A 17,603-nucleotide genomic window follows, 5' to 3' on the forward strand; every position below is an offset into this window, starting at 1 on the left:
GCCCTTATCGGGCGAGGCTTCTTGTTTCGCTGGCTGCAACTCGTTCGTGACGAGGTTTACGCAAGCCTCCACAAGCAGTAACAGCGAGTCCCGCCGCTTTTAATTCCAAAATACCTTTATCGCGGATATTAAGAGCGGCATTTATATCCCGATCTATATCCGATGTTCCGCAAGACGGGCCGAACCGATAACGGCATTTCTTCAACTTTGTCACCGCAGCAATGACACGTTTTAGAGCTGGCGAACCACTGATCCAATTTGACCAAATGCTTCCCTTGCCCTTTCGCTTTGTACTCCAGCTTCACCACAAAACCATGCCATGAAGCATCTGGAAATTCCAGAACTGTCCTACGGCGATATCGATAATGAAAACTTGCTGATTCAAGGGGATAACCTTGAAGCCCGTTAAAGCTTTGATTCGGTAATATCCCCTTAAGTTAATTGGCCACAAAAGACAGCTTTATAAAAGCTTTCTTCAAGCCAGCGTCCACAGAGATCCATCGAGCAGCGCAGTCTCTCCATGCGCAGAATACAGTGATAACTGACGATTTCCAGGCTGTGGATAAATGCGGCTAGACAAAGTCGCATACCCGTCGTTAACAAAGACTTCTACCGAAGAAAGGTCTAAAAAGATCCGAAGCGTCAGGTGTGCTTCGTCAGGTAGGGCTATACTACGATAACCATCTAGTCCTTCATCTGCGTAGTAACGCCAGAGTACCAACCGACCGGCTTGGTTATCCACATACAACCTGAGCCCCTCACCTAAACGGATTCCATAGTGTTCGGCTTGACTGTCACCGGCATGCCATGTCAATTCTAACTCTACAGCCTTCGCGTCTTCAGCGAGCAATTGTGTGCCGCAAAACTTATCAAATTGCAAGGGTTGGCGCTCCTGACGTAAGGATTTAACCTCTTGAATCGGACGCTGACACAAACGGCCATTGCGTTCATAAAGCTCTCTCGGTAGGGTTAGGCAGCCAGCCCACGCTTCACGCTTGGTTGGCATAGGGGAATCCCACATATTCATCCAAGCCATTATAATACGCCTCCCGTCATCAGCGACAAAAGATTGCGGGGCATAGAAATCATGACCGTGATCTAATTCTTCGAATTCACCAGCCAAGGCAAACGAAGAACCTGGCCGCCAGTGGCCAGGCAACACACCACTCTGAAAACGGTTACGAAAATGGAATCCTTTCTCTTTCATACCTTGTGGCGAAAACATTAGCCAGTGGTAATCGCCACAGTGGAAAAAATCCGGACATTCCCACATATAGCTTGTTCCATAGGTCGAGTGTGCGAGCACCCTCTCCAGACGCCACTCCCGTAGTGACGTGCCGCGATACAGTAGCACCTGACCTATATCAGAAGCATCTCGAGCACCAATAACCATCCACCAAAATCCATTTTCCCGCCAGATTTTAGGGTCTCGAAAATGCATAATACCTTCTGGTGGGGTTAGCACGCATCCCTGCTTCTCAAAATTAATACCGTCACGGCTCGTTGCTAAACACTGTACTTCACGGATAATACTGTTCTCCCCCATATCTTCTAAACAGATATGGCCGGTGTAGACTAGAGACAGCACTCCATCATCGTTCACAGCACAACCGGAAAAACAACCATCTCGGTCATGTTCATCTCCTGGAGCTAGTGCAATCGGCTCGTGTTGCCAATGCAACATATCAATACTGGTAGCATGTCCCCAGTGTATAGAACCTTGATGCTCGCTTGCTGGGTGGTGTTGAAAAAATGCGTGATAGCGACCACCAAAATAAATAAGCCCGTTCGGATCATTCATCCATCCTGCAGGTGGAGCCAAATGGAATGATGGATACCAAGTCACACCACGACGGCTAAGAAGAGTATCAAGAGCTGAGTGCGCAGCGGCAATACGTTGTTTCATGCGCGGGCCACCTTTGCTATTGCAGTTTTTGTTGATGAAGTTGCAGAGTTACGGGGCTTACTCAGGGTAAACACTGAGATTAAGGTAACTGCACAGACGATCCCCCCCAGAACAAGATAGGTGCTCTGAAATCCCATGCGATCGTATAAGTGGCCGGCAAAGATAGAGAGAAATATCGCTGCCAGTTGTTTAGAGAACTGAAATCCGATCAGATAAATGGATGCTGATAGCCGAGTATCAAATACACCAGAGATGTACTTGAATGCACCGACCAACAGAAATGGTACCTCTAGGGCATGCAGCATTTTTAATATCACCACTTCCGTTGCTGTGGTAGCAAAGGCCGATCCAGTGATGCGGATAGCCATAATCAGTCCTGCAACAAGCAGCGTGTTTTTAGCTCCGATACGGTTAATGATCCAAGGAGAACAGAACATAATAATGGCATTGCAAATCTCGCCAGCAGTAGTGGCAAAACCAAATGCTCGAATTCCCGCCTCCGGCGTATCAAAAAATGAGCGGAAGAATGTCGCAAACTGCTGGTCAAACACATCATAAATGCAGGCCACACCAATCATGTAAAGCATAAACATCCACATCTGACGCATTCGAAATAAATTCAATACCATTTTGCCAGAAATTATGGGGGAGTTAGCTCCTAACGCATTCATGACTAGCGCAGTTTGACTCGTTCCTGGGCGAGCTAACGCCAATAAAAGGACCAGCAATAAAGCGCAGAAGGAGCCCATCCAGAACACTAGGGACGGATCGATGTTGAAGAGCAGTCCTGCTGTGGTGGCACAGAGTGCCCATCCTAGGCAACCGAACATTCTTGCCTTCCCGTATTCAAATCCGCTGTTACGGCTGACACGTTCAATATACGCTTCAATGGCACCAGCACCCGCTGAAAAAACAAAGCCGATATAAAATCCGCCACTCAACGCTCCAGCCCAAATGTTAAAACGCAAGAGCGGTGCAAAAACGTACAGAAAAAAAGGAGCAAACAGTACTAACAGCAGGCTGATGATCCACATAAGGTGTTTTTTTAAGCCAAGACGATCTGAAATTATACCTAGCAGCGGCTGGAAGCTGATAGCAAACAGTGATAGGCATGAAAAAACAATCCCAGTATCTGTTTTACTCAGCCCAACAACATCAGACAGCCAGACGGGCAAGAAAGGAAAACAGGTTGCCATAATGAAAAAGTAAAGAAAAAAGAACAGACCGAAAATCCAGAAATCGTTTTTTTTATGGGTACTATGGGTTTTCATTATTTTTATCCTCTCGGGACAGAGTTGAGAGGGCCGAAACCGGCCCTGGTCATGTTATACCAAACGCTCAAGAGCAATTAACATGGCGCTTTCCGGATCTAGTATGGGAAGCTGAATGCCCGCCTGAGCCAGCCACTCCCCGCTGAGGTTGGTGTCCAAGCACATCCAGCCTGGTAACTTACGCATGGAATGCCCCCCTTCACCAACCAGTTGAATATCGGGATGATCAGCAACTCTGATCCGATAACGGGCCTGTGCTTCTAGTCCTGGAATACGCAGAGCTCCCGGCAAGGAGTTATCTGACATCGCGAGTTGGCTCACCAGAAAAAGCGCTTCGGCTTGATCTAAGCTAACCACGCCTTGAACTTGCGTTGCTACATCTGGCATATCGACCCGCCACATGGTGCCAGTGTGAATAAGCTTCCGCCATTTTTTGTAGAGCGCTGCATAACGAGAATAACCGGCAGATTCATCTTCACTTGCGGTCACAGGATCCAGTTCCAAGCCCATATGACCAAACAGAGCCGTCAAGCCGCGAAAAGCAATACTGTGCTGCCGGAAGGTGGCATGGCAACGGTGACTACCAATGTGTGCACCCATAACCTCAGGCGGGAAAAAGTAACTCATGCCACGCTGTATGGTGCATCGCTCTAGAGCATCATTGTTATCTGAGGCCCAGAAGCGGTGTGTACGAGTCAATACCTCGAAGTCGATGCGACCACCACCAGAAGCGCAGGATTCAAATTCGACCAAAGGAAACCGTTCGCGTAAGAGATCCAATAACCGATAAAATTGGTAGGTTTGCGCATCTATTGCTGCTCGGCCCTCATGCCCGGCTTGAACGAGCTCACGGTTCATATCCCATTTCACATAGTCAACAGGGTGTTCACCCAGCAGCCATAAAAAACGTTCATAAATATAGGTAAAAGCCTCTGGAATATTCAGGTTGAGAACGTACTGGTGTCTCCCTGTTGGTTGCGTGTAGCCTGGCATTGATAGCACCCAGTCGGGATGCTGGCGAAAGAGATCAGAGTCTGGATTGATCATTTCAGGCTCCAACCAGATACCAAATTCCATGCCGAGAGATTTCACATGGTTAATCACTGGCATAAGTCCGTCTGGATATTTCTGTTCATCAAGATACCAGTCACCTAAGGCTGCATGATCATCCTCACGACCTTTAAACCAGCCATCGTCAATAATAAATCGCTCAACACCAAGTTCTGCTGCACGCGTAGCCATCTGCATGATGTAGTCAGGGTTGTGGTCAAAATAAATACCCTCCCAAGTATTTAGGTGCACAGGTCTGGGTTTTTGATCTGGGAAGTGAATGACTTCATCACGCAAAAAACGGTGATATTGCTGGCTCATGCCATTAAGACCGTTAGCGGAGTGACAGGCATACAACCAAGGTGTGTAAAGGGTTTCATCCTGCTTAAGCACTTTTTCTCCAGGCATCCACAGAGCTTCCGCCTGCAGATAACGCCGCCCGTCTGTTTTGACCTCACATTTCATGCGGTGGTTGCCGCTCCAGCCCAGATGTGCAGCCCACACCTCGCCTTGTTGTTCAGAGAAACCTGATGTACCCGAAATCAGCGCAGGAAAATGCTCATGAGACGTTCGACCCCGACGATTCTCCAGTACAAAACCATCATGTGTTAGTCGGACACGATGCGGCTGAAATTCACGTATCCAGCGTCCGTGAAAGGCCATCACTTCTCCCGCGCGCTCAGGCACAGGTAAAGTGATCGCGAAACGGGTAACCTGCCAGTCGCCGTCACGGAGATTAGTTAGAGCATGCCGCATTTTCAGTACACCTGAGGATGTCAGCATAAATTCACTTACAATCCGCAGCCCAGCAACGGAGTCCTCACTGGTTAGAGTGAGATTTTCTCCGGTCTGAGCGACCATGACTGTACTGAATACTGGAGAAGAATCGAGCCCGTTGCGGTGTCCCTCGATTCCTGGTGAGCCAAAAAGCCCCAGCCCGTTCTCGGCCATTAGCGTCAATGGTATATCTGTATCTAGACGACCATTCGCAATTGGCCGTTCAAGGCTAATACAATCATTGGGATTAAACTGTTGCAGAGTTGGGCCCCACCAAACTATCTCTGCATATGGATGAGTTTTAATGATCAGATTTGAATGGGGGCAGCTCAGTCGGCGGTATATAGGATCCATAAGGCATCTCCGTTTTCGAGTATGCCCTACTATTGATCCGAAACGTTTCGGGTATCAACCAAAACGTTTCGGATGTGTGATCTGGTTAAAATTAAGGCGAAAATGTCGTTTTTCCGGGATAAAATTCCGGCTGCCAGAGCACTTGCAATGTTTCAGGAGAAGCACCTTTGATGAGTTCATGCACCATGTCAGCAATCTGGCGGCCGACACGACTTCGTGTTGATTGAAGAACTGAAGCTACATCCAATTCAATAATACTGTCTTGCGGTAAGCCATCGTAGACGACGAGAGAGGGGGCATGCTCTCCAGATAAGTGACCAGATAAGAGCAACGATATGGCAGCGCCATCACCACTCAGGTCGCTATCAGTAATAATGGCTGTCGGTGGAAATGGGAGTGACATTAATGTGTTCACCGTTTGGTAACCAGCGCGGCGAGTAGGAGAGATTAAACGCAACCAAGTATCCGGTAGATTATGTTGACTTAGGGCATCACGCCATCCTTGGCGTCGAGCCATAACATAGGCATGAGAACTATCCTCACTAAGTAATGCAATTCGCTGATGGCCAAGTGCAATCAGATGCTGCGTGGCCAGCCATGTTCCTGCGTGATTATCAAAGTCAAACCAGGCACAAGGAAGACCAGACAGCACCTGACCAAGAGCTAGAAACGGTATTCCAGCCTCAAGAAGCTGTATTAAGCGCGGATCGTTATCCAACGTGTGAGCCACAATAAGAGCATCTACCCGACGGCTTTTGACCAAGCGCATATAGCTGTGACTGTCGGCCCCCTCATCATCAGCTATCAGCAATAAATCAATGTCATGACTGGCCAGCTCACGACTTATACAACTAACCATATCCATAAACACACTGCTGTTAAATGGTACGGTATGCTCAGGAAATACTAAGCCAACTGCATCGATTTTACCGGTTTTGAGACGTCTTGCTTGTGTATTTGGGCGGTAGCCGCGACGCTGTGCCTCTATTTCCACACGCATACGGGTCTCTGGTGAGACATCAGAAAATCCACCCAGTGCTCGGCTGACAGTGGTGACAGAAATACCAAGTTCTGCTGCTATAGCCTTAAGTGACATTATTTTCTCCTGTTATTAACTGTTCGCCAGTAAAAATTTCAATGCGGACTATAAACACTCCTTAAAGATAGGTCTAAGCCTATTGCTTAACTAATGGGTGTCCGTATTAATTGGGGGCTATTGTAATCAATCGGTTTATACGCTTGGTTTTTGGAGACATGCTTGACGCATGGTCTCAATTGCTGTGAGTTCACCGTGGATACCTACGATGACAATGTCACCGTGTTCGGCTTGGACGGAGAGATCAACCACCAAAACGTCATCTGGATGAATCCCAGCATACCAGAAGCACCTCTTTATTTTTCGTCACCACGGTCGTTCGAAACGGAAGCGTTCCGCGGACCAATCATCTGGAACATTACTTTCGTCAAACTGAAATCGACCTCTGCATGCTTTTCCCTCCAACCATACAGAGTAGACAGGCTGATACCTTCTCTCTGTGAAAACTGACGCAATAATAAACCGCTTTTCATCAACTTAATAACGACTGATTTTTTATGTGCTTCAGGATACTGTCTCACTTAAACCTAACTTCCGCCTCCTGTCCAATAGTACGAAAAAATGAGGCGACAACTATCCTGACACTGGGGGGATCTGAGGCCATGGAATGTCGACCTGAACCACGTGGAATAAGGTGTCACTGGTTTACTTACCGCTTACGCGAAAGCTGAGCCAGATATCGATGCACTCCTACCTTGGAACTTCAAACACGAACAATATCGCCCCGTGGGATTATGGGGCGTATACGATTAGTCTAATCAGATTTTTTATTATACTTCATTTTTTGATATACACCTTTAAAATTAAAGGATATGCTTTTTACAAACCCATTGTGGAGTTAGAGATGGACACCAAACAGACAACAGCTGTATTTCAAGAGCTTAAGAAGGGAGCTGATGGGTATATCAAACGCCGAAATCAGCGTTTGTTGGCCAATCATCGTAAAGAGTTACGCAACTTTACTCGTGCAGAAGCAACTAGTTATCTAGATATCGATGCAAAAACACTCGACAAATATGTTGCTAATGCGGGTATTGACCCTCGCCGTCATCAGGATTCTCAGTGGTCGATTAATATTGAAGAAATGTATAGTGTACGTGATTTGCTACCCACGGCTCTTCGTAAAGAAACAAAATTTGTTCGCAATAATCGTCAAAAAATGCAAGTTATTGTAATTCAGAACCAGAAAGGTGGTGTAGGTAAGACAGTTTCAGCCGCAACTATTGCCTCTGGGCTCGCCACTGAATTTCATCAAGAGTATCGGGTTGGACTTATTGATATGGATGGCCAAGCCACTCTGTCAATGTATTACGCACCAGAAGCTGAGCAGGAAGGTTGTTTGTCTGTTGGTGATTTAATGATGCGTAACTTCGACTTGGAAGACGGTGAGACATTTGCAGAAGTGGTATCAGATTCTTTTTTAAATACTACAATACCAAACTTGCGTATCTTACCTGCCTCACAAACAGATCGAGCGATTGAGGGCTGGTTTCATGAGCAGGTGTTTGGTCATCAACTTCCATTTCCCTATTCTATTCTGAATGAAATTATCGACGCTGTGCGTGATGAATTTGATATCATCTTAATTGATACCCCCCCATCTCTAGGCTATGCCACCTATAATGCCTATTTTGCCGCATCAAGTGTTGTTTTCCCTCTTTCTATCACTGAAAACGATATTGATGCGACCTGCTCTTATTTTAGCTATATCCCCCAAGTTTGGGCTTTGTTGGCCAATGCAAACCACCCTGGCTATGATTTTATGAAAATATTGCTTACTAATCATAGGGATGGTTCGACTACGACCGAGCTGATGAATAGCCTGTATGACCATTTTGCTTCTTATCTTTACTCAAAAGAGTTTAAGCATAGTGAGGCAATTCGTCAGGCTTCTTCTCTTCTGTCAACGGTATTCGATATGTCGAAGAGTGAGTACCCCAAAAGCAAAGGTACTTTTCAAAGTGCGCAGCAAAATGGTTACGAAGTCACGAGCCAAATTTTGCGCGATATTGTTAATGTTTGGCGAGAGGATCAACAATAATGGCAAAAAAACGTGGTGGTAGCCCACTAGGGAATGCTCCTGGTTCGCAACAAGCGCTGGTTTCAGCAGCTAAAGCTAATATTGAAAGTTTAACTCGGCAACTGTCGCATGAGCTTAATAATGCTGGAGAAAGTGTTTCGCAGTATCTACAACAAACTTTTGGGATTACGTCTGTAGGTAATAGCGTTGTGTGGCAACTTCAGTCAGGAGCTGAGGCTACATTTAATGAAGTCACATTGTCATATGATCAATTACGCGATAATACAGATGTGACGTTTGAAGTTAATGGACGTGATCAATCTCGTTTAACCAAAGAGTCGTTGTCTGATTTAGAATCGCTCGAGTTTCAGCAGTTTTATCCAGCGGTAGGCCGTGAGCAGAATGGAAAAATCGATGTATTAGACGGGTCACGTCGACGTGCTTGGGTTTTATTACAAGAGGGTAAAATTAAAGAATTTCGTATTCTAGTTACCCAAGATGAGTTGTCTTATTCAGATGCGAAGGCATTAGCTAAACAGCTGCAAACAGCAAAAGAACACAACCAGCGTGAAATCGGTTTGCAGTGCAAGGCAATTATAAATAGCGGGCAATATACTCAAGAAGATGTGGCAAAAATCATGTCGATGAGTCGCCCAGCTGTAAGTAAAGCATTGAAAGCAGCAAGTATTGATGAGCAACTAATTTCGCTATTTCCTGTTGTCAATCTTCTATCTCATAGCGACTATACCTTGCTAGATAGTGTTATGAAATTATTCGCCAGTGACCAAGCTCTACTTGCCAAATTTGTAGAAAAAGTCCATCAAAAAGTTGTCAATGTTCAGGCTGAACAAACACAAGATGATGCAAAGTTAGCCACTATTTCTGCTATTAAAGCAGAGCTTAAAATTACAGAATTTAAGAAAGAAAAAGAGCACCATGCAGTAATGCCTCTCGCTCAATTCAACAGTCAAGGAGTCTTTGCGCGTAAGAGAGTTAAAGGTCGTAATTTCTCGTATGAGTTTGGTCGTTTACCAAAGGATGTTCAACAGGAACTAGATCAAGCGATTGCCACTGTGCTTGAGAGATACCAAGAAGATTGATTTTGCAGTGACTTATCACTGCTATAATAGGGCGATACTTCTTATTTGGTCAGCCGTTGCTCGATAGTATCGAGACTTATGCAGCATCCACAGTCAACACGCACCTTACAAGGCAAAGTGAAAGCTCTACTTTGTTTGTATTGCTAGCTGTGTGGCTTTCTACCATACACGAGCTAGCCCGACCTTGATGACAATTAATTTAAGGGGGAATCAGTGGACAATAGTAACTGGGATGATTTGAAGTTTTTCTTAGTTCTTTATGAGTCGGGCAAGGTAAGTACAGCAGCTAATAGATTGAATGTAAATTACGCGACAGTTTCGAGGCGTATAGATCGATTGGAAGATTCTTTAAAACTTAAATTATTTAACCGGACAGGAGATGGATTTAATTCAACGATTCTATGGTTCAGTTTTTGGCAGAACACTTTGTCATCGAAAACCTTCGCAACTGGGTTTATACCCGTTACGCTGAATACACTAACGATGCCTCTTGGCTTGAGTTCCGTAAATAATCCATACATTTACATTTGGAGTAACTATGACTACTGACACTACCGCTTCCACTCTTGACCCGTTTATTTTTGACCTTGAGGACTATATCGAGGATGTTTCCAATTGCCTCTTTGTTAATTCGCTTGCTTGCTATCTCCATGAGAAGTTTCGTGATGTTGCGGTTCCCATTTCTGATGGCCACGAAATTGAACTGGGCTGTTACTCTTGCTCTGAATCCGCTCGTTGTATGAGTTGCTTGCTTGTTGATAAGCATGTCTATCTTGCTGAGCGTCTTCGTCTTCTCGCTGAGGCTGAGGCTCATCACGCTGCTACTTTTGCTATTGTTGAGCATTGTCGCTTTGCTCGGTCTTTGAAGACCGACCTAATGCTTGCTGCTATGGGGTTCCACTCATGAATTCTCGGGCTTACTTTGGTGCGCTTTACTTTTTGTTTTCCATGCTGGTCTTTAAGCTTTTTTGTCTAGCTCTGTCAGTTGGTCTTTTCTCGCACCCTTGATTGGTACTTGTTCACACATTGCCGATCCTTTGGGTTCTGCTTTTACCTGTCGCTTTTTACTACATGTGGTAATTTATGATTCGCAGAGTTGACCGTTACGGTCTTAACAAAACCCCCAAACTACCTGAACCTGCTCTTGGCTCTCGTCATTGCAGTTCTTCACCTGCTGTTCCTAACTATTCAGCGGGTTTCCCTAAAAAACGCAAATAAGGATTTGTCTATGTCTGCTCTTAAAGTTCGCCCTATGGCTGGGGCTTTTACCTCACGTGCGTATTTCGGTGATTGCGATCGCTCGTTTCCCCCCGTGTCAGCATAGTTGTCGCCTTAGAATTTAATTCAGTTTGGAGATAAATATGCCTAAACCGTCAATTGACCTAGAGGTCCAAGAACAAGGTCGAACCCATACAACTACTCCTTGCGAAGAGTGGCTAAAAATAGTCAGCCAACAGCTACCTGTTTTATCTCAAGGCCATAAAGAAGGCTGAGGTCCATTAAGTAACTACTGCTTTTATAAATGTAGCCCCTGTAGTGGTCAACTAAAATTAGCCACGGTTTTAGAGTTTTCCCAATACAATCGTTCTGACTCATTGGGTGTCAAGCCACCGTTATACTGATGGGGCCTGAGCTGGCTATAATATCCAATAATGTAGCGGATGATCTCTTGTTGAGCCTCTGCAAAGCTACGATAACCTACCGTTGGAACCCATTCCGTTTTCAAGCTTCTAAAGAAGCGCTCCATCGGCGCATTATCCCAGCAATTTCCTCGGCGAGATAAACTTTGTTTTATTTGAAAACGCCACAGTAATTGACGGTATTGACGACTCGTATAGTGACTGCCTTGATCACTGTGGAACATGACGCCTTTAGGCTTTCCACGAGACTCATAAGCCATCGAAAGCGCTTTGCCTGTTAATCGTGTATCAGGTGATACTGACATTGCCCAACCAATCACTTTTCGAGCAAAAAGGTCGATGACTACTGCTAAATACATCCAACGATTTCCCGTCCAAATATAGGTCACGTCACCCACCCAGACTTCATTTGGTGCAGTGACAGCAAACTGACGATCTAAGTGATTCGGGATTTCAATATGCTCTTGTGAGGCTTTACGGTAACGATGTTTTGGGACTTGGCAACTCACTAATCCCAGCGTTTTCATCAGCTTTGTTGCTCGGTAACGACTCAGACTCACGCCTTGGTTTGTTACGATATCGGCAATGGTTCTTGCTCCCGCAGAACCATTGCTTGCCGCATAAGCTTCGCTAATCAAACTGCGAAGTTTTACGGTTTCCGCCTTTATTTCTGTTGGCCGTTTCAGCCAATAGTTATAACTGCTTCGATGAACATTGAAGACTTCGCATAATGTTTTTATGCTGTGGCTCTGCTTGAGTTTCTTGATCATCAAGAATTGTTCAGTGAGTCCGACATCAAGAGAGCCGTGGCTTTTTTTAATATTTCATTATGCTCTTCAAGACGAGCGAGCTTCTTTTTTAATTCACGAATTTCAATTTGCTCAGGCGTCATTGGTGACGCTTTAGGTGCTTTGCCTTGGCGCTCTTGTTTTAATTGGCGAACCCACTTATCCATCGTAGATTTACCTACATTCATGGCTTGAGCCGCTTCAGTCACTGAGTAGTTTTGATCGAGCACTAATTGTGCCGCTTCCAGTTTGAATTCGGCACTAAATAGCCGTCTTGTACGTTTTGTCATAATGTCACCTATTAACTTATGAGATGATAATATCACCTCTAATTAAGTGACCAAATTCACCGTACCACTACACCCCCCAATGTAAGAGCTACAACCTATGTGAGAAACGATTGCTCGTAATGCTTGTATCTAGATTCCAGGGCTTACTTCAGCAGGAAATTCCTCGGTATTGTTTCGATAAGACAAATAGTCCCAATGGAATCTAGTCATCCCCTCCAGCATCGCCATGCTAATCTGCTTTTTTTCTTTAACGAGAGCATGAGTAACATTGATACCTGCCCCATCAAGGATTTCCTTGTAGCGATTAATTCTATTCTGAGCAGTTTGAACATCACCGTCATGAGTCAACGCGCCTAATAATTGCACATCATAGTGCTCACCTTCAACAAGCTCACGATTTGGGTTGAGGCGAATGTAAATCCCATATAGATGATCATTAGATTGTTTCGCAGTTGTCTTTAGTTTTTTCTCTGAGCGCTTCAAAAGATCATTAAAAGAGGTTGGCAAAGCAGGCCTATCATAGTGCTCTCCCAGCCAGTTCCTGTAACTTCTTTCTTCTTGGATACCCCAAAAGATACCATCAAGATAGTCGATATCAATCAGGTTTTCTTTGGGAGTAAAGACTTTCTCCAATATGCTAACTCTGAGTGAAAGCTCGTGCAGCTCATCTTCGAGAACTTGAGTTACGTGAGTATCAAGAATTCTAGGATGGGCGTTGTAACTTTTGTGAGGGTCTCTAACTTCGATAACCCTCGCAACAAGCAACTGTACCGAAGGAACCTCATCCCTCGCTATATCACAAGACTGAGAGGCAACGACAAGCACAAAGTGATCGCCTACTAACTCAGCCTTATTGACATCTATGCACGTAGTCTTTTCATTTTCCAATAAAACAACAGCTTGCTCCTTTGGAATAATGCAGCCTTGCAACCAACCTTTGGCCTCTAAAGTACTTCCAAAGTTCATATCACCTACCTAAGCAAAGGGATCATCGATCGCATCAAAATCACTAGTCAACATTAATCCAGAGCCGAAATACAAGACGTCACTAATATCAACATCATCTTGTTGCAACTTATTCAAGACCTGGCTCTTATCTTCAATATCCAATGTGGCAATGTCTGGATAACCATTACTTATCCACTCGCTCAAAAGCTTATGTTGAGCTACCAAACGTAACAGTTTTGTTTTGTTTGGTTTAGTGCTGCCCTGCTGCCAATTATGAAGTGTTTTACGAGTTGTTTTTAAAATACTCGCTAATTCTTCATCTGCTAATCCAAGGCTGCTTTTTAACTCGTTCAAGCGTTTAACTAATAGATTCTGCTGAGGTGACTTAATCAAAGTGTCTGTCGAACTAACTTCAACAAGAACATCGTGGAAATCTGTCTTAGTATGGGTCCAATACTTATGCTGTCCTGAGCGATAATTAATAAGATCAAAAATCTCCGTAGCGCTAGGACGTTGATACGTACTATGGGCCGCTGATTGAACGGCATGCTGACCAGAAACTGCTAACTTATTGATTTCAATTGCGTCATAGTCAACGTATACGTGATCTGCTACAACCATATTTCATCCCTTGCATACGGAGTTGTCGCATTCCAAAATGCTTCTCTCGAAGCCTCGTGTAAACCAGACAATGTTTCTAGAATATTATCAACTTCAAAGTCTTTTGGGTTATTTGGATCTTGCCAGAAGTGATCAAAATCTAAAAGAAGTCTCAATTTAGCGGTTTCATCGGCTTTGACTTTCAAGCCTATTGAAATGAGATCTTCAGGTAGGACATTGGGCGTAACTGTCTGAACGGTTCTTATTACAAGGTGTGTTGTTCCTGTTGCAATTAAGTATTCTTGACGCTTAAAGCCTTTTTGACCGATATTGCTAAATGTATCATCAAACAGCAACTGAGGAACGACTAACTCTGATAAGCCAGTATCCCCCCCATCTAACGATGGAATGTTATCGCAATAACGTAGGCCCACCCTAGTGTAAATCGATGGATTAACAATATTTTTCAAGACCTCAACTATCTGTTGAACATCTGCCTGAAACCCATCAAACCGATCGTACTTAGTCGTTGCATAAACAACTCTATTCTGATCAATGTCAACGACGCGTTGACCATCTTTGGACGTAAATAGCCATCTTTCTATGTTTGAAAAGTCTACTTGGTCATTATTAAAGTTCACCGTTTTATCAACTACAGTGTTGAAGTTCGGAAAATCTCCACGAAGTTGATCGTGTAGTTCTGGGATGTATTTCTTCACATTTAGAATTGGTGAGTATCTCACCTCTACGAGAACAAGTTCTAACGGGTGATTGTTCAACTTTTTGTAGTCTGACATGTTGATGCGCCTTTCTGGACTCTTTGAACCAATTATTACACAACTGATTACACATTACTCGCGTTTTCATCTGGTATTAGATACTGATCATAGTTCCACAAAACCATCAACCTTACGAAAACACCCATTAAAAATGGCGAAAAGTAGGGTAATTTGTTCTGGAATAATGGTGTTATTACAATCAAGTTTTAGGAAACACTGTTCCAATATCCGATTTTTCTGGAAAAGGCTCTAATGTTTTTCCCTTTGTACCTTTCCAGTAGGGAAAAAATCAGATCCGTGGCCATCTAACGCTACGGCGTAACACTTTCATTTCTATCTACCACCCGAGCATTTTCTCTTCTTCTTTTTATTTTTGTAAAACGCGTAAATCATAACTTCGGAGAAGTGACATTCTCCGAAGTTATTGCAAAAGCTGTATATTTATACATAATAAAGCCTGTGATCCTTTTGGCTTATCAAGGAAGAGCGTTAATGTCATTACCGATATCGTCACCATTCCACTTACCTGCCTCAGCCGGTGCACCCGATCCCGAAAACGTGCAACGCGCAATCCAACAGGCGATTGAGCTGGGCTGGAGTTATGAAACCATTGCGCAAAACGATCCGTTCCAACGTTGTGCCCAAGCGTTGCTGCGTGAATTTGAGCAAGAGCAAACGATGTTTTCGCCAAGCACACAAAAACGCCTCAAGCAAGCATGGGGGCGCTATGTGTCGTGGTGTGAGCAAATGATGAAGCATGCTTTACCGTCTTCACCCTCGCAGATCCGCGAGTATTTACAGTTTCGCTCGACGTGCTGTCATCGTAATACGCTGAGTGTCGAGCTGTGGGCGATTGGCACGACGCTCATGGCGGCGGGTTGCCCTAACACCACCTTAGATTTACGGGTAAAAAACTCGTTTCGAGGCATCATTAAGCATAAGGTTCGCGTGGAGGATGAGTATATTCGGCAAGCCACCCCATTTCGAGATGCCGATCTGGACCGGTTAATTGCGTTGTACGGCAGTAGCCCATCGGCCTCAACGCTGCGTGATCTGGCCGTTTTGTACGTGGCCTATGAAACCATGATGCGAGTGTCGGAGTTGGTGCGGATCCGACTGGAGCATTTTAAAGTCAAACCCGATGGTAGCGCTTCCCTGCGGATCCCTTTTACCAAAACCAATCAGAGTGGGGACGGCCAGGACTGGACCCATTTAAGTGCGCAGTGCATGTCCTTTGTGCAGGCATACCTAATGGTTACTGGGATCAGCTTTGCTGAGGGAGGCTATCTTTTTCGGGCGATCCACCGAAGCGGCAAGGTGATAGCGCCTAAAGTGAATGAGCAGGACAACTCCGCTTCGCATCAGCCGCTCTCAACGCGCGCTCTTGATCGGATTTTTTTGAAAGCGTGGTTAGATCTTCATCCTCATGTCGATCCGAGTCTGCCTCTCTCTATCATAAAATCCACTCACCGCCCTTTCACTGGACATAGCGCGCGAGTCGGTGCCGCCCAAGATCTGCTAGAGCAAGGTTATGATTCACTTCAGGTTCGTCAGGCTGGACGCTGGCGAAGTGATACGATGGTGCTTCGATATGGACAGCACATTACCATTGAAAATTCAGCGATGGCCAGAAGTCGTAAGGCAAAAAAAGCCAATGTTCAGGCTGAACATTGACAACTTTTTATATGTTATATCACTTAATCCGAGCCACTAACTTTGGACACTTAAGTGACGACTCACCGCCCTATCGGGCGATGCTTATTATTTCGTTAGCCGTTGCTCGATAGTATTGAGACTTACGCAGCTTCCATAAGCAGAAACGACCGTCCAACCGCCTTTAATTCTAGAATGCCTTTATCACGAATATTAAGGGCGGTATTTAAGTCGCGATCAATATCCGTAGTACCGCAAGACGGACAATCCCATTTGCGAACTGATAAGGGCATTTCTTCCATTTTATGACCGCAACAATGGCAAGTTTTAGAACTTGCATACCATTGATCAAGTTTTACGAGGTGCTTGCCTTGTTCTTTAGCTTTGTATTCCAACTTAACGACAAAGCTATGCCATGAGACATCGGCTATCTGCTTTGCCAGTTTGCGGTTTTTCATCATGTTTGCCGATTTCAATGTCTCGACTATCACCGCTTGGTTTTCGTCAACGAGAGTTCGAGAGAGTTTGTGTTGAAAATCAGCACAAGCATTCGAGCTTTTGCACGATTAGCACTGCCTTTTGCTTTTCTGGATAGCTGACGCTGCTTACATCTGAGATTCTTCTCAGCACGTTTTACAAATTTTGGGTTAGCTGTCTTTCTGCCGTTTGACTCAATCGCAAAGTGAGGCAACCCCAGATCGACACCTGTCATCTTTCTTACCGTGTGGAGTAGTACTGAAGCTTCCGTTCCATCATTCACAAGGATTAATGCGTAGAATTTACCTGTTTTACTCAGGCTTACAGTGATGCTTTTAACCACACCCGCAATCTCACGGTGAATATTAGCCTCTACAGGTTTCATTTTCGGTAGTTTGATTGCGCCGTCTAGCACCTTTACGCCCATACAGTGGTAGCTCGACTGCTTGCCATGTCTGCGTTTGAATTGTGGATATTTGGCTTTCAACTTCGAATTGAAGAAGTTATCAAAATCTTGGTGAAGATGAATCACTTCCTTTGTTAAGCTCTTTACTTTTATCTTTCAAATAGTTATGCAGTGTATTTTGTCAAACACTTCAGGTTTGAGTGAAGTTGGTCACTTTTTCTTGTAATTTTTTTCACAATAAAATGAAAACCTATAAAGTTATGAAGTTTGTCACAGTAGATAGTAAGTTCAAGCCTGGATTTATTGTTCTATTTTGTGATGGGCATACTGGTTATATATTGGTTGTTTGACTTTTTTGCGCCATAAATCACTAGGAGTTTAGATTATACGCACTTCACAACCATAGCAAATATCATAAAGTTCATCATGTGACTGATAGGTAAAAACA

Annotated in this window: 13 protein-coding genes and 3 pseudogenes; 5 read left to right on the forward strand and 11 right to left on the reverse strand. The window is 44.5% G+C overall.

Annotated features, from left to right (window positions below; all coding sequences use genetic code 11):
• Nucleotides 1–4: 4 nt before the first annotated feature.
• From OOK74_RS14945 to OOK74_RS14970, 6 genes and pseudogenes are all read right to left on the reverse strand, one after another.
• Nucleotides 5–329, reverse strand: a pseudogene (locus OOK74_RS14945) (zinc ribbon domain-containing protein); the annotation flags it as partial.
• 146 nt (nucleotides 330–475) lie between these two features.
• A complete protein-coding gene (locus OOK74_RS14950; RefSeq protein WP_278183635.1) occupies nucleotides 476–1,906 on the reverse strand; it encodes a glycoside hydrolase family 32 protein in 1,431 nt (476 codons plus the stop codon).
• A complete protein-coding gene (locus OOK74_RS14955) occupies nucleotides 1,903–3,177 on the reverse strand; it encodes an MFS transporter (RefSeq protein WP_278183636.1) in 1,275 nt (424 codons plus the stop codon). The genes OOK74_RS14950 and OOK74_RS14955 overlap by 4 nt, the downstream gene beginning before the upstream one ends.
• Nucleotides 3,178–3,231: 54 nt before the next feature.
• On the reverse strand, nucleotides 3,232–5,358 hold the full coding sequence (locus OOK74_RS14960; protein ID WP_278183637.1) for an alpha-galactosidase: 2,127 nt from the start codon (nucleotides 5,356–5,358) through the stop codon (nucleotides 3,232–3,234).
• Nucleotides 5,359–5,449: 91 nt separating this feature from the next.
• Nucleotides 5,450–6,454, reverse strand: a complete 1,005-nt coding sequence (locus OOK74_RS14965; RefSeq protein WP_278183638.1) for a substrate-binding domain-containing protein — start codon at nucleotides 6,452–6,454, stop codon at nucleotides 5,450–5,452.
• Between the two features lie 128 nt (nucleotides 6,455–6,582).
• Nucleotides 6,583–6,733 (reverse strand): annotated as a pseudogene (locus OOK74_RS14970) (S24 family peptidase); the annotation flags it as partial.
• 565 nt (nucleotides 6,734–7,298) lie between these two features.
• On the opposite strand from OOK74_RS14970, the gene OOK74_RS14975 reads away from it, so the two are divergent.
• The 4 genes from OOK74_RS14975 (at nucleotide 7,299) to OOK74_RS14990 (ending at nucleotide 10,481) form a co-directional block, all read left to right on the forward strand.
• Nucleotides 7,299–8,495 carry a ParA family protein gene (locus OOK74_RS14975; protein WP_278183639.1) on the forward strand — a complete coding sequence of 399 codons (1,197 nt, stop codon included), beginning with the start codon at nucleotides 7,299–7,301 and terminating at the stop codon, nucleotides 8,493–8,495.
• On the forward strand, nucleotides 8,495–9,574 hold the full coding sequence (locus tag OOK74_RS14980; protein ID WP_278183640.1) for a ParB family protein: 1,080 nt from the start codon (nucleotides 8,495–8,497) through the stop codon (nucleotides 9,572–9,574). Before OOK74_RS14975 ends, OOK74_RS14980 begins: the two co-directional genes overlap by 1 nt.
• A gap of 213 nt (nucleotides 9,575–9,787) precedes the next feature.
• Nucleotides 9,788–10,123: a helix-turn-helix domain-containing protein gene (locus tag OOK74_RS15140; RefSeq protein ID WP_430741995.1), complete on the forward strand. Its 336-nt coding sequence runs from the start codon at nucleotides 9,788–9,790 to the stop codon at nucleotides 10,121–10,123.
• A complete protein-coding gene (locus OOK74_RS14990; protein WP_278183641.1) occupies nucleotides 10,113–10,481 on the forward strand; it encodes a hypothetical protein in 369 nt (122 codons plus the stop codon). Before OOK74_RS15140 ends, OOK74_RS14990 begins: the two co-directional genes overlap by 11 nt.
• 633 nt (nucleotides 10,482–11,114) lie before the next feature.
• Here OOK74_RS14990 and OOK74_RS14995 read toward each other — a convergent pair.
• The 4 genes from OOK74_RS14995 to OOK74_RS15010 form a co-directional block, all read right to left on the reverse strand.
• Nucleotides 11,115–12,292, reverse strand: a protein-coding gene (locus OOK74_RS14995) for an IS3 family transposase (protein ID WP_278183642.1) whose coding sequence is annotated in 2 segments (ribosomal slippage) — nucleotides 11,115–12,034 and nucleotides 12,034–12,292 — 1,179 coding nt in all. Because the reading frame shifts where the segments join, the coding sequence is not laid out codon by codon here.
• 129 nt (nucleotides 12,293–12,421) lie between these two features.
• On the reverse strand, nucleotides 12,422–13,258 hold the full coding sequence (locus OOK74_RS15000) for a hypothetical protein (protein WP_278183643.1): 837 nt from the start codon (nucleotides 13,256–13,258) through the stop codon (nucleotides 12,422–12,424).
• A 9-nt stretch (nucleotides 13,259–13,267) separates the two neighbouring features.
• Nucleotides 13,268–13,861, reverse strand: a complete 594-nt coding sequence (locus tag OOK74_RS15005) for a helix-turn-helix domain-containing protein (protein ID WP_278183644.1) — start codon at nucleotides 13,859–13,861, stop codon at nucleotides 13,268–13,270.
• Nucleotides 13,852–14,637, reverse strand: a complete 786-nt coding sequence (locus OOK74_RS15010; RefSeq protein WP_278183645.1) for a TIGR04255 family protein — start codon at nucleotides 14,635–14,637, stop codon at nucleotides 13,852–13,854. Before OOK74_RS15010 ends, OOK74_RS15005 begins: the two co-directional genes overlap by 10 nt.
• A 474-nt stretch (nucleotides 14,638–15,111) precedes the next feature.
• Here OOK74_RS15010 and OOK74_RS15015 point away from each other — a divergent pair, with 474 nt between their 5' ends.
• Complete coding sequence (locus OOK74_RS15015) at nucleotides 15,112–16,293, forward strand: tyrosine-type recombinase/integrase (protein ID WP_278183646.1); 1,182 nt, start codon at nucleotides 15,112–15,114, stop codon at nucleotides 16,291–16,293.
• A gap of 87 nt (nucleotides 16,294–16,380) precedes the next feature.
• Here OOK74_RS15015 and OOK74_RS15020 read toward each other — a convergent pair.
• A pseudogene (locus OOK74_RS15020) lies at nucleotides 16,381–17,296 on the reverse strand (RNA-guided endonuclease TnpB family protein); the annotation flags it as partial.
• Nucleotides 17,297–17,603: the final 307 nt, after the last annotated feature.

It is taken from the genome of Vibrio misgurnus (assembly GCF_029635775.1).
GTDB classification, from domain to species: Bacteria; Pseudomonadota; Gammaproteobacteria; order Enterobacterales; family Vibrionaceae; genus Vibrio; species Vibrio chanodichtyis.

Bases quoted from the DNA above. Each gene is read 5' to 3' on its own strand.
- OOK74_RS14950 (WP_278183635.1), bottom strand. From the start codon at position 1,906: ATGAAACAACGTATTGCCGCTGCGCACTCAGCTCTTGATACTCTTCTT.
- OOK74_RS14955 (WP_278183636.1), bottom strand. From the start codon at position 3,177: ATGAAAACCCATAGTACCCATAAAAAAAACGATTTCTGGATTTTCGGT.
- OOK74_RS14960 (WP_278183637.1), bottom strand. From the start codon at position 5,358: ATGGATCCTATATACCGCCGACTGAGCTGCCCCCATTCAAATCTGATC.
- OOK74_RS14965 (WP_278183638.1), bottom strand. From the start codon at position 6,454: ATGTCACTTAAGGCTATAGCAGCAGAACTTGGTATTTCTGTCACCACT.
- OOK74_RS14975 (WP_278183639.1), top strand. From the start codon at position 7,299: ATGGACACCAAACAGACAACAGCTGTATTTCAAGAGCTTAAGAAGGGA.
- OOK74_RS14980 (WP_278183640.1), top strand. From the start codon at position 8,495: ATGGCAAAAAAACGTGGTGGTAGCCCACTAGGGAATGCTCCTGGTTCG.
- OOK74_RS14990 (WP_278183641.1), top strand. From the start codon at position 10,113: ATGACTACTGACACTACCGCTTCCACTCTTGACCCGTTTATTTTTGAC.
- OOK74_RS15000 (WP_278183643.1), bottom strand. From the start codon at position 13,258: ATGAACTTTGGAAGTACTTTAGAGGCCAAAGGTTGGTTGCAAGGCTGC.
- OOK74_RS15005 (WP_278183644.1), bottom strand. From the start codon at position 13,861: ATGGTTGTAGCAGATCACGTATACGTTGACTATGACGCAATTGAAATC.
- OOK74_RS15010 (WP_278183645.1), bottom strand. From the start codon at position 14,637: ATGTCAGACTACAAAAAGTTGAACAATCACCCGTTAGAACTTGTTCTC.
- OOK74_RS15015 (WP_278183646.1), top strand. From the start codon at position 15,112: ATGTCATTACCGATATCGTCACCATTCCACTTACCTGCCTCAGCCGGT.